Source organism: Mucilaginibacter aurantiaciroseus, assembly GCF_024055595.1.
In the GTDB taxonomy this organism is placed as follows: Bacteria; Bacteroidota; Bacteroidia; order Sphingobacteriales; family Sphingobacteriaceae; genus Mucilaginibacter; species Mucilaginibacter aurantiaciroseus.
In genome coordinates, this window is the sequence record NZ_JAMXOF010000002.1 from 858426 (window position 1) to 871325 (window position 12900).

The window sequence follows — 12900 nt, forward strand, 5'->3', positions numbered from 1 at the left end:
AATTCTGAGGCTAAAACTCCTATCTTTGATCTACAATAATTATTATGGCTACAGAAGTTAAGTGCCCAAGCTGCGGACATGGTTTCCCTATTGAGGAAGTTATGGCCGAGGAATATAAGCAGCAGCTAAGGCTGAAGATGCAGGATTATACCCGCCAAAAAGAAGAAGAGTTCCAAAAAAAAGAGGCGGATTTTACCAGTCGCGAGAAAAAGCAGCACGAGGCTTTTGAAGAACGCCTTGCCGGCGAAAAAAAAGCCCTGCAATTAACGTTGGAAGAAAATCTGCGCAAATCCATCGCATCCGATTTTGAGAACCAGCTGCTGATGCTACAAAATTCTGTAAACGCCAGTGCAGGAAAATTGAAAGAATCGCGCCAAAAGGAACTGGAGTTTTTACAGCGCGAGCAATCCCTCAAACAAAAAGAAGAAGAACTTGAGTTAGCTATTGAACGTAAACTGCAAGAACAACGTGCACAGGTTTCTGAACAAGTACGTAAACAGGAAGCCGAGAGATATGCCTCTAAAGATACCCAGCATCTGTTACAAATGAAAGAAATGGAGATGAAGCTGGAAGATCAAAAACGCATGGTAGACGAAATGAAACGTAAGGCCGAACAGGGCTCGATGCAGCTACAGGGCGAGGTGCAGGAACTGATCCTGGAAGAGCAGTTGCGCAGCTATTTTCCGTTTGATGTAATTAGCGAGGTAGGCAAAGGCGTACGCGGGGCAGATTGTGTGCAAACCGTGCGTAACCAGTTTGGGCAGGAGTGTGGCCGTATTATTTACGAAAGTAAACGCACCACCGCTTTCGGCGGCGATTGGATAGATAAGCTTAAAAAAGATATGCGCGCGCAAGGCGTTGATGTTGCCGTTATAGTAACCCAATGCTACCCAAAAGGTATGGATTGCTTCGGCGAAAAGGATGGCGTTTGGATTTGTAGCTTTGACGAAGTTAAGGCCGTATCTTACATCTTGCGCGATGGGGTTATTAAGCTGGCTAACATGGCCAAAGCCCAGGATAACAAAGGCGACAAAATGCATTTATTGTATGATTACCTAACCAGCAGCGAATTTTCCGAGCAATGGAAGGCTATCCGTGAGGGGTATATGAGCATGCGGCTATCCATCGTTAAAGAACGTGACGCGATGGAACGCCTATGGAAATCTCGCGAGAAGCAATTGGATAAAGTGTTACTAAACGCCGCTGGTATTAAAGGAAATATAGAAGGTATTGCCGGTAACGATGTGATTCGCCTAAGCCTTGACGACGACGACGAACCCTTATTGTTAGATTAGTACTTATACAACCATTAAGAATGTTAATACACCTATCTAAACTTTTATATGTAATATAATGGCTTAATTGCTACTCAGCCGTTATACTTCCCGGTTCTAATTTTCGTACCGCCAAGTTTTAGTATTTCTCTGTAATGATCAAAATTTTACTGGCCTAAAACCAAAATGTGTTGCGTAATGGCACCAGGTATCTTCTTTAAAAGAAGCGGATATGGAGTAATTGCCGAAGCCAGCAACGATTAATAAGCCCTGTAACTGATAAAAGATGGCAACAAGCCCGATATTGTGCTAACTGCCATCAATATGCCCCAAATGAGCGGTATCCAACTGTTATCCGCGTTAAACAAACTTATCCCACAGTAAAAGTTGTCATACTGTCTATATTAGATCAGAACAAATTCATTATTCTGCAAGCTTTTAAGGCGGGGGCCATCGGCTATGTACTAAAAAGTGCGAACGCCGATAAACTGATCTTTGCCCTGCGCCGCTTGTGTAATACCCATGAGCGCTACATTTATATCGAGCATGCCCTTAAACTACCGGATAAACTCATCCGTGTGCCCGAAAATAGTTTTGAGGAGGAGGCTGCTGATATCGAGATCTCTAAACGCGAGGGCGAAGTGCTTACCCTAATCTCCGAAGGTTACACAAACCAGGCCTGACGGTTTTTGTTGAAGGGAAGATTTAAACAACATCATATTTTGATGAGCAGCGAATAAAGCGCTACAACCTGGAAGTTATTGCCAACAAAATTGAAGTGCTTGGCCTTGTACCGGTAGCGGTTTAAGAAATAAGATTTATTTCATTTTATAATGAGCGAGTTTATTACAACCAACAAGCCCAACCTTAAAAAAAAAAAGGAAAAAAAAGCCGGGCTGGACCGGCTTTTTTTTGTCTAAATTTATCTCTTTATAGTGGGTTAGCAGAACCATAATTGGCGTTTTAAAGGCGAAAAAAAGGCGAAAAAAAGCGCAAAAATAAGGTGTCCCATTCCGTCTCATTCAGAAAAAAGTGGGACAACCCTTTAAATTTATAAATATCTTATAATCAATTAATTATATTTTATACTGACTATTTATCATAGTAAGTCAAATTTTCATATTATTGATTATCAATTGCTTGTATATTTTTCTCTTTTGTATATAATTTAGTGGGACACTTGGATTGAATAGACCACGAATTGATCATACTTCCGTTGTTAACATAAACCAAAAAGCATTACTTTTGCCGTTCACAATCTGTGTAAACATCCGCAACATATATGGCCGATAAAACAACACTGTCGCAACTGGCATTACAGCTGTTGCAGCAACTCATCTCTATACAATCATTCAGTAAAGAAGAAGACCGCACCGCCGACTTAATAGACCAGGTTTTGCAGCAGCACGGTGTTAAAACACATCGTAAACTCAATAATATCTGGGCTTGGAACAGGCATTTTGATGAGCGTAAACCAACTATCCTGCTCAACTCGCACCACGATACCGTAAAACCAAATAGCGGCTACACCCGCGACCCATACGACGCCAAGATAGAAGACGGTAAATTATTCGGCCTTGGCAGTAACGATGCCGGCGGTTGCCTGGTGTCGCTTATAGCCGTATTTCTTTATTATCACGACCAGGAGAACCTTAAATATAACTTTTGCTTAGCCACCACTGCAGAAGAAGAGATCTCGGGTGTAAACGGCTTAGAACTCGTTATCCCCGATCTTGGCAAACTGGACTTTGGTATAGTAGGCGAACCCACGCTAATGAACCTTGCCATTGCCGAACGCGGCCTGATGGTACTGGATTGCACCGCCTTTGGCAAAGCCGGCCACGCCGCCCGCGAAGAAGGAGACAACGCTATTTACAAAGCACTGGCCGATATTGAATGGTTCCGCAACTATAAGTTCCAGAAAGAATCGGAAGTTTTTGGGCCGATAAAAATGTCGGTTACCATCATCAACGCAGGTTCGCAGCATAACGTAGTGCCTGCTACTTGTACCTTTACAGTGGATGTTAGGGTAACGGATGCCTACAAAAATGAGGAAGTCCTTGAGATCATCCGCCGGCATGTAAGCTGCGAAGTAAAACCGCGCAGCATTCGCCTAAAACCATCGTCTATAGATAAAAACCACCCATTTGTACAGGCAGGCATATTTTTAGGCCGTAACACCTATGGCTCACCAACCACATCAGACCAATCATTGCTGGATATCTCCTCCATAAAAATTGGCCCCGGTGATTCCGCCCGTTCGCACATGGCCGATGAGTTTATTTATGTGGAGGAAATAGGCGAGGGGATAGAGTTGTATATAGAGATGCTATCGAAGATTGTTTAGAAAGTAATTACCTCCCTTGGGAGGGTTAGGGAGGGGTTTTTGCGCGAGTTCGGCAGCGAAACCCCTTCCTGGTATTACACAATCCATCGTACCCCTCCCAAGGAGAGAATTGAAAACCTGCTTTGTCATCCTGAGTATCGCGAAGGATCTAATGTACGCCATGCATGTTGGTGATTATATGCTTCAAATCGTTCGGCATAACAAATCCAATAAATCATTTAAATCTGTGTAATCCCGGTTCAAGACAAAACGCATTTAATTCTATATTTGCAACATGAGCAAGCTTTGGCAAAAAACCACTAACGTTAATAAGCTGGTAGAAAATTTTACCGTTGGCCGCGACCGCGAGCTGGACAGGCAAATGGCCGCTTTTGATGTTCTTGGCTCGCTTGCCCATACCAAAATGCTCGAATCTATAGGTTTAATGGATGCCGCCGACCTAACGCTGGTACAGCAGGAACTGAAAGCCATTTACACCGAAATAGGGAATAATAATTTCGAGATCGAGCCTGATGTGGAGGACGTACATTCGCAAGTAGAAATGCTGCTTACCCGCCGCATTGGCGAGGCCGGCAAAAAGATCCACAGCGGGCGCTCCCGTAACGACCAGGTTCTGGTGGATCTAAAACTATTCTTTCGCCACCAGCTACAAACGGTAGTTACTGAAACTGATACGCTTTTCCGCCAGTTAATTCAACTGAGCGAACAACATAAAGATGTGCTTTTGCCGGGCTATACGCATCTGCAGGTGGCTATGCCATCATCTTTCGGGTTGTGGTTTGGTGCTTACGCCGAGGGTTTAGTTGATGACCTGGAAATGGTTTTAGCCGCCTGGAAGATCACCAATAAAAATCCTTTGGGTTCGGCCGCGGGCTATGGGTCTTCGTTCCCTTTGAACAGGACGATGACCACCAACCTGCTTGGTTTCGAAAGCCTGAACCATAACGTAGTTTACGCCCAAATGGGCCGTGGCAAAACCGAGCGTGTTATTGCGCAGGCATTATCATCCATAGCGGCAACCTTAGCCAAAATGGCGATGGATCAATGTTTATACCTGAGCCAAAACTTCGCGTTTGTAAGCTATCCCGAAAACCTGACCACCGGCAGCAGCATTATGCCACACAAAAAAAACCCGGACGTTTGGGAGATCATGCGGGGTAAATGTAACCGCCTGCAAGCCCTGCCAAATGATGTAGCGCTGATGACCACTAATCTGCCATCGGGTTACCACCGGGAGCTGCAGTTACTGAAAGAATTGCTGTTCCCGGCGTTTACAGACCTGATAGACTGCCTGCAAATGGCAACCTTTATGCTGCAAAATATCAGCGTAAACAAAAATATACTCGACGATCCAAAATACACCTACCTGTTTAGTGTGGAGGAAGTAAACAAATCGGTACTGAATGGCACACCGTTTCGCGATGCCTATAAACAAATAGGGCTGGATATCGAGGCCGGAAACTTTAACCCCGAAAAAACTGTTAACCATACCCACGAAGGCAGTATAGGTAACCTGCAAAACGAAGAGATTACCAAGGCCATGGATAAAATGGTCAGCAGTTTCGGCTTTAAAAAGGTTGAGAAAGCAATAAGCTGGTTGGTGAAATAATTATTATGAACGGACAAAATAGAGCAGATATATATCCCGGACTTGAAGTACACATCATCCTAAAAAATGACCAGCGCAGCGGCAAGCTTACGCGCGGCGTGGTGAAGGACCTGTTAACCAGCTCAGCTTACCACTCCCGCGGCATAAAAGTACGCCTGGAAGACGGGCAAGTGGGCCGTGTTGCGGAAATTGTTGAAGAGGATTAAGGATTCGCAACATATGAATCATAGTTAATGGTTCATATTAAGAAGCAGTGACTATAAACCATGAACTAACCGCATCTACCATGATCAATGAACCATCAACCATGAACCTGAAATAACCATTACTAATGGAGCCAGTAACCGAACCCAAAAAGAATTTTCTGCTTCGCATTGACGCGCATTATAGGCTGTATATATCATTGCTGATAGGAGCGGTCACGTTCTTATTTGTGAGGCATAACCCATCGGCGCCGGCAGTTACGTTAATTACCTGGATAGCCGTTGCGGCCAGTATTATTGTGCTGGACTGGATAACCATTTTGTGGGCCCACCCAAAAGATATTCGCAAAATTGCCAATTTAGAAGATAGCAGCCGTTTTATGATCTTTTTGTTTGTAATGGTAGCGTCACTGGTAAGCCTGATAGCTATTTTACTGCTGTTAAAATCAACCAAAAACCAATCGAACGATGCAGTTGCGGGTTATATTATTTTAGCAATGTCGGCGGTTATTGTTTCCTGGTGGCTGGTACATACAGTTTTTACCATGCGTTACGCGCACTTATACTATAACAAAGCAGATGGTAAACCCACCCCAATAGGCGGACTTGAATTTCCCGGCGACGAAAAAGAACCGGATTATTTAGACTTTATATATTTCTCCTTCGTGATAGGGATGACCTTCCAGGTATCAGATGTCGAGATATCCTCCAAACAAATTCGCCGGCTGGTGTGGGCACACGGCTTGATATCTTTCGCATTTAATACGGCTATTGTAGCGTTAAGCATTAATGTGATATCGGGATTGGTATCAAAATAGCAGCCCCACCCAAGCCTCCCCGGAAGGGAAGGCTTAATAAAGTGCTAAGAAGTCTCCCCAACCGGGGAGATTATTCACGAAGTGTGTTTTATGGTGTTCATGAGGGCTACGCCGTTTAGAGGAGGTTTTACTCTTCTATCTTCGAATGCTTCTTCGTATCGTTCATCGTACTGTACACCACCAGTGACACCAAAATACAACCGGTTACATACCAGTAAAACCAGTTCTCGTGGCCATGCTCCTTAAAGCTAAGGGCAATATACTCGGCAGAGCCTCCGAAGATGGACACCGCAATAGCGTAAGGGAAACCAACTCCCAAAGCACGAATATGCGCCGGGAAAAGTTCTGCCTTTACTACCGCGTTAATTGCTGTGTAGTTACTTACAACAAGCAGCGCGAACATGATCAGCCCGAAGGCTACCCAAAAGTTATGCGTTGCACTTAAATAAGTGAATATAGGGATAGTGGTTAGCGTGCCTAAAACCCCAAATGCGGTAAGCATCGGCTTGCGGCCAATCCTGTCTGACACCAAACCGTATAAAGGCTGTATCAGCATAAAAACAAAAAGCGTAAGGCTGGATATTAGCGTAGCTTCGTTTTTGCTGAAACCGTTGGTGTTCACCAAAAACTTTTGCATGTAGGTAGTAAACGTGTAGAATGCCACCGTGCCGCCCATGGTAAGGCCAATAACCGTTAATACAGCCTTTGGGTGTTCTGCCAATGCACGAAGCGAACCACGGGCATGCTTGCTCACGCTATCTGCTTTTTTATTAAGGGTGACAGATTCCTGCAAACTGCGCCTTAAGTACATGACAATAATGGCCAGCATAGCACCAATGGCAAAAGGTACGCGCCACCCCCAGGAGTGTAGTTGCTCTTCGGTAAGGAATACGCGTTGTAATAGTATCAGCACCCCAAGCGCAACCAATTGCCCCATAATTAACGTTACATATTGAAAACTGGAGTAAAAGCCACGGTCTTTTTTGGTAGCCATTTCGCTGAGGTAAGCAGCGCTGGTGCCATACTCGCCGCCAACGCTCAGTCCCTGTATTATGCGTGCCAGTACTAACAAGATAGGGGCTGCAATGCCAATGTGTTTATAGCTTGGCGTTATAGCAATAATTAACGACCCCGCACTCATCAGCAAAACCGAAAAGGTTAGCGCCTTTTTACGCCCATGCTTATCGGCGTAAGTCCCCATTAACCAGCCACCAATAGGCCTCATTAAAAAGCCGATGGCAAAAATGCCGGCGGTATTTAAAAGCTGCGCGGTTAAATCGCCCTTTGGGAAAAATGAGCTTGCAAAGTACAGCGAGAATGCCGAATAAACATACCAATCGTACCATTCCACCAAATTCCCCAATGAGCCACCTACGATTGACCAAACGCGGCTTTGGGTAGTTATTGAGTCAGGAATGGTAGTGGTGTTCATATTGTATAGTTTGAAGAGGCAATATAATTAATAAATCCCTTTTGTTATGCTGAACGTAGTGAAGCATCTAATCGCTTATATGCATAATGCAAACAGATCCTTCACTACGTTTAAGATGACAAGTTTAAATTGGATTGGTAAGGTTCAGACAAAATCCTTATCTTCCCTCATGCTTTTCACCGAAGATTTTTTGCATTACATCTGGAAGTTCCGGCTGTTCGACAGGCTCAACCTGCGCACAACCGGTGGCGAAGAACTGGAAGTGTATTCTGTAGGGATGCATAACAGCCATGCCGGGGCAGATTTCCAGAACGCTCGCATCCGTGTGGGCGAAACTACCTGGGCCGGGAATGCGGAACTGCATATTTCATCGTCTGACTGGCATAAACATGGGCATACTACCGATAACGCTTACGACAATGTGATCCTGCACGTGGTTTACCGTGACGACCAGCCGCTGATCCGTACAGATGGTAAACCTGTGCCAACCCTGGAGTTGAAAGACCGCATCTCGCCCGAGTTGTATAATCGCTACCATAACCTCGTTTTTGGCAACCAGCAAATTATTCCTTGCGAAGGCTCTATCGCCACAGTAGATGGTCTCACGATGCAAAACTGGCTGACAAGAATTTTGGTGGAGCGATTGGAAAAACGATCGGAAGCAGTAATTGCGGCGTTAGCACTTAACCGGGGCGATTGGGAAGAAACTTTTTACCAGTTCCTTTCTGCTAACTTTGGCTTTAAAACCAATGCCCTCCCGTTCGAGCTGATGGCGAAATCGTTGCCTCAAAGCATCCTGGCCAAAAATAAAAATAACGCCATGCAGATAGAGGCGCTGATCTTCGGGCAAGCAGGTTTCCTAACTGTTTACCTGCAAGACGATTATCCCCTCAGCCTAAAAAAAGAGTACGACTACCTCGCCAAAAAATATAGCCTGCAACCCATCGAAAACCACCTGTGGAAATTCCTGCGAATGCGGCCACAAAACTTCCCAACCGTAAGGTTGGCGCAATTTGCTGCGCTGGTGGTACAATCAAATCATTTGTTCTCTAAAATATTGGAGATTCGCGAGGTGAAAGATTTGCGTGAACTATTCAGCAATATTAAAATAAACGATTACTGGGAAACGCATTACCGGTTCGATAAAGAATCGAAGCCAGCGGGCAAAACTTTGGGCCAAGGATCGGTGGATACTATATTGCTCAATACAGTAGTGCTGTTCTTGTTCAGCTACGGTCGGCATATGAAATTGCAGCACTTTGTAAGCCGTGCATTAAAATTGTTGGAGAATATCCCGGCAGAACATAATACTATTACGGCAGATTTTGCTACCTTAGGTGTAGATATTAAAACCGCGTTTGAGTCGCAGGCCCTGTTGGAGCTAAAAAATAATTATTGCGACTATAAGAAATGCCTGCAATGCGGCGTTGGTATTAAAATATTAAAACCCAACTGATATGTTACAACGGATTATCACCTTTTTTGAGCGCTACTCCTTTGGGGTATGTACCTACCTGGGCGAGCGTTTTAATATTTCTATCGCTAAAATCAGGTTATTCTTTATTTACTCTTCATTTCTCGCAGTTGGTTTCCCGCTGATATTTTACTTCTTCGCCGGTATCGTGCTGGATTTCCGCAACTACGTTAAACGCAGCAGGACACGTGCTGTAGATATGTAATCGAAACACTCGCGCAAGTTTAGCGCGGCATAACTTGTGTGAAAATATATTGCAAGCTTTCAGTTTGCGCCAGTAATTAATCAAACAACCCTTTTTCTTTACCAATAAACTGCGGGCGGTGAATTTTCAGATCAAGCTTTTTATTTAGCTTATCTATCACATAATCACATAACTCGGGTGAGTAGCGTTCATCGTGCTGGTGCATAAAAAACCATACGGATTGTAGGCCTTGGGCTTTCCAATCGGCAATGCGGTCAACCCATTCATCACAGCGGGCGTAGTCGGTGGGGTGCAGGCCGTTGCCCACAAAGCGGATGAAGGCATGTGGGGTAGGCAGCATCATGTGTAAGCAATCGCGGCGGCCGGTAGCGTCTGTGAGTATCGATCCAATATTCAGTCGCTTAAACAGGCTAAAAACCACGTTAAGGTTTTCGGGCACGGCAAACCAATCTTTGTGCCTTAGTTCTACATAAACAGGTACATCTGTTGGGAGCTGTTCCAGGTAAGCGGTAAGCTCGGGCAGGCTTTTGGGCGTAAAGTTATCGCTCAGCTGCAAAAACAGTGGGCCCAGTTTATCGCCGAAGGCCAAAATACCCTCGTAATAAGTCGTAGTAATTTCTTCAGCGTTTTTTAACCTGCGGATGTGGCTGATGCTTTGCGAAAACTTTGGGCAAAATTTAAAGTTAGGGTTGGTATCAGCTTTTTGCTTCCATTTGTCAATGATATCCGGGCCGTAAACCTGGTAAAATGTAGCGTTCAGTTCAATACAGTCGAAATGCTTTACGTATTCATCCAGGAAGTTAGCATCCTTAGTTTTTGGCGGATAGATCTGGCCCACCCATTCCTTACGGCCCCATTTGGCGCAGCCTACGTGTACCTGCAGGGGTTGGCCGTTATCGGCAGCGGCAAGCGTTTCGCGGGTAAAGGCAGGGTCGGGTGGTAGGGTGAAATCTACCAGGGGCAATTCATGTTCGGTAACGCGGCCAAATTCCATATTAATAATTTAGGGTAGTAATATAAGCTATTAATACAATCGCCATAAAAATTGGTTTACAAAAAAGGATGGCCCGATCAAAACCATCTTCTTTTTATTTATTAAAGCGATAAAAATTACTCACCACTCAACTTCTTTCAAAAAGTCGGCAAAGATCTCGTGCCTTCGGGTAAATTTTTTTGGAGGAAGTGAGTGGGTATTTGTTAACGATTTCTACAAACTTTTAATCAAATTATTGCTGTCAAGTCGACTTTTGAATCGTTATTAACGAATAAGCTATCCCATTAATTTACGTAAATTTCAGAAAAAGCATAACGTTTATTTTTAAGAGCTATAACTTCACAGCCTCCTGTACCACCTAAAAAAACAGCAACTTTTTTCTTGAAGGTTCTTATTTGTTTTTTCTAATGTATAATCTTCGTTAAAGTCTTGTTGCTCTAATATTTCAATCTTTTTATTTTTTTTATAACTCGCATCTTCAAAGTAATATTGTTCATCTATAATTCCTGTTTCTAAAGGGTTTTTTACGATCATAACGCCATTTGCGGGCACTTTTAAAATATATCTGCCATCTTTTTCCGGGATTTTTATTCCGTATGGCTCACCATAAATAATAATGATCTTTCCGCGAAAGCTATTAGGTATCAAAAAAGTAGCTGGCTTTACATGATGTGTGCCGAAATATATCAAAGCATAAAAACCCGGCAACTATAATATTACAGGGAGAAATGTAAATTTTTGCTTTGTTAATCATTTAGCTGTCGAAGACCATGAAAAATATAGGCCTGTGAAAAATATTAGCGGTGTTCCAAATATCCACCAGTAGGGCATAAGGCAAATTAAATAATCAAGTATGATTAAAATGACACCGGCTAAAAATTTAAGGTCTTTTTTTTGTAAGTAGAACTTTCCATCATCTACGCAAACAAATCTTTCCTAAACTTGGGTGCAAGCCTTTTCTTCGATGCCTGCTCGTATGCATATGCCAGCTTGATCAGTTCTCCTTCAGCCCAGGCGGGACCCACAAAGGATAGGCCAATGGGCAGGTCGTGCCAGGCACCCATGGGCACGGTAACGTGCGGGTATCCGGCCATAGCGGCAGGGCCGGAGAACGAGAAGCCATTATCATAATCGCCATTGATCAGGTCGATACAAACCGAGAAGCCGTTTGTGGGCGCGATCAGAGCATCCAGTTTGTTTTCTTTCAATAAGCCGTCAATCCCCTGTCTACTGATGTTGGTAGTTTTGGCTACAGCCTCCAAATATTCAGGGCTCTTCAAATCGCCTTTTGTTTGGGCCAATTCGGCGGTTTCCTGTTTAAAGAATGGCATCGCTTTTTCTTCATTTTGCTTATTATAGGCAATCACATCGGCCAAAGTTTTAACTTTCGAATTAGCCTTGCTTAGGTATCGGTTAAGGCCATCCTTAAATTCATACAGTAGTACTTTAAACTCCGCATCACCTATAGACTTTAGACGGCTGTCCAGATCAACTTCTACAATTTCTGCGCCTTGCTTTTTTAGGGTTTCGATAGCTGCTTTCAATAATTTATCAGTAGCGGCAGGCAGCTTTTCAATTTTCACCAGGCCAAGGCGTTTGCCTTTCAATCCGTTCGCATCCAGGTATTTGGTATAATCTTTTTCGGGTTTGCTTTTGATCGTCGCGTCATCGGCTGTATCTACTGCTGCCAGTATGCCAAGCATTATGGCGGCATCCTTAACTGTACGTGCCATTGGCCCGGCGGTATCCTGCGTTTTCGAGATTGGGATTATACCGCTGCGGCTCCACAGGCCAACGGTTGGTTTAATGCCTACCAGCCCGTTTACCGATGATGGTGATACGATAGAACCATCCGTTTCTGTTCCGATAGAAATTGCGCACAAATTAGCCGCTGTTGCCGAGCCGGAGCCTGCGCTTGAGCCGCTTGGGTTCCTGTCTAGTACGTAAGGGTTTTTGGTTTGCAAACCACGGCTGCTCCACCCGCTGGTTGAACGTGATGACCGGAAGTTTGCCCACTCGCTAAGGTTGGTTTTACCAAGGATTACAGCGCCTGCTTCGCGGAGTTTATGTACGATGAACGCGTCCTGTTTTGCAAAATTGTCAGCCAGGGCTAAGGATCCTGCCGTGGTATGCATATTGTCGCCGGTATCGATATTGTCTTTTATTAGTACAGGGATGCCATGCAGCGGGCCGCGTATTTTTTTCGCCTTGCGTTCCTTGTCCATGTTATCTGCTATGTCCAAAGCGCTTTTATTCAGCTCGATAACGGCGTTTAGTTTAGGGCCGTTTTTGTCAATGGCGTCAATTCTTTTTAAATAGAGCTCGGTAATGGAGCGGGAAGTATGTTTGCCATCGGCCATTAGTTTCTGCAACTGGTCAATAGTGGTTTCGTTCAGTTCAAAATCATCGGTAAAAACCTCATCGGCTTTCAGGTTTTTATCTGTTGCCGATGGCTTGCACGACGATGCCGCTACAAGGGTAGATAGGGTTAATCCCGCTAATGAACCGGTTTTTAAAAAGTTTCTTCGTTGCATGGTAAAGGGC

The 12900-nt window shown here is 44.2% G+C and carries 12 protein-coding genes; 8 read left to right on the forward strand and 4 right to left on the reverse strand.

The annotated features are described in order from the left end of the window. The first annotated feature begins 44 nt into the window (after positions 1-44). From NAF17_RS12180 to NAF17_RS12205, 6 genes are all read left to right on the forward strand, one after another. Positions 45-1295 carry a DUF2130 domain-containing protein gene (locus NAF17_RS12180; RefSeq protein WP_252758265.1) on the forward strand — a complete coding sequence of 417 codons (1251 nt, stop codon included), beginning with the start codon at positions 45-47 and terminating at the stop codon, positions 1293-1295. 488 nt (positions 1296-1783) lie between these two features. Next, on the forward strand, positions 1784-1957 hold the full coding sequence (locus tag NAF17_RS12185) for a MalT transcriptional regulator family protein (RefSeq protein WP_252758266.1): 174 nt from the start codon (positions 1784-1786) through the stop codon (positions 1955-1957). 599 nt (positions 1958-2556) lie between these two features. Beyond that, a complete protein-coding gene (locus NAF17_RS12190; protein WP_252758267.1) occupies positions 2557-3621 on the forward strand; it encodes a M20 family metallo-hydrolase in 1065 nt (354 codons plus the stop codon). Between the two features lie 274 nt (positions 3622-3895). Continuing rightward, a complete protein-coding gene (gene argH, locus NAF17_RS12195; protein WP_252758268.1) occupies positions 3896-5230 on the forward strand; it encodes an argininosuccinate lyase in 1335 nt (444 codons plus the stop codon). 5 nt (positions 5231-5235) lie between these two features. Further along, complete coding sequence (locus NAF17_RS12200; protein WP_252758269.1) at positions 5236-5436, forward strand: YwbE family protein; 201 nt, start codon at positions 5236-5238, stop codon at positions 5434-5436. A 125-nt stretch (positions 5437-5561) separates the two neighbouring features. Further along, positions 5562-6251 (forward strand): DUF1345 domain-containing protein, encoded by a 690-nt coding sequence (locus tag NAF17_RS12205; RefSeq protein ID WP_252758270.1) that lies wholly within the window; start codon positions 5562-5564, stop codon positions 6249-6251. Between the two features lie 127 nt (positions 6252-6378). On the opposite strand, the gene NAF17_RS12210 is transcribed toward NAF17_RS12205, so the two are convergent. Beyond that, positions 6379-7683, reverse strand: coding sequence for an MFS transporter (locus NAF17_RS12210; protein ID WP_252758271.1), 1305 nt, complete (start codon positions 7681-7683; stop codon positions 6379-6381). Between the two features lie 169 nt (positions 7684-7852). Between NAF17_RS12210 and NAF17_RS12215 the strand changes: the two genes are divergently transcribed. Next, positions 7853-9139: a DUF2851 family protein gene (locus tag NAF17_RS12215; RefSeq protein WP_252758272.1), complete on the forward strand. Its 1287-nt coding sequence runs from the start codon at positions 7853-7855 to the stop codon at positions 9137-9139. Between the two features lies 1 nt (position 9140). Continuing rightward, entirely contained in the window at positions 9141-9362 is a 222-nt protein-coding gene (locus tag NAF17_RS12220; protein ID WP_252758273.1) for a PspC domain-containing protein, read from the forward strand. 76 nt (positions 9363-9438) lie between these two features. Here NAF17_RS12220 and NAF17_RS12225 read toward each other — a convergent pair whose 3' ends face one another. The 3 genes from NAF17_RS12225 to NAF17_RS12235 all read right to left on the reverse strand — a co-directional run bounded on the left by NAF17_RS12225 (position 9439) and on the right by NAF17_RS12235 (position 12890). Beyond that, a complete protein-coding gene (locus NAF17_RS12225; RefSeq protein ID WP_252758274.1) occupies positions 9439-10356 on the reverse strand; it encodes a DUF72 domain-containing protein in 918 nt (305 codons plus the stop codon). Positions 10357-10695: 339 nt separating this feature from the next. Next, a complete protein-coding gene (locus NAF17_RS12230; RefSeq protein ID WP_252758275.1) occupies positions 10696-11046 on the reverse strand; it encodes a DUF6843 domain-containing protein in 351 nt (116 codons plus the stop codon). 227 nt (positions 11047-11273) lie between these two features. Next, the gene (locus tag NAF17_RS12235; protein WP_252758276.1) at positions 11274-12890 is read right to left on the reverse strand and encodes an amidase; all 1617 of its coding nucleotides are present in this window, start codon (positions 12888-12890) and stop codon (positions 11274-11276) included. Positions 12891-12900 lie beyond the last annotated feature (10 nt).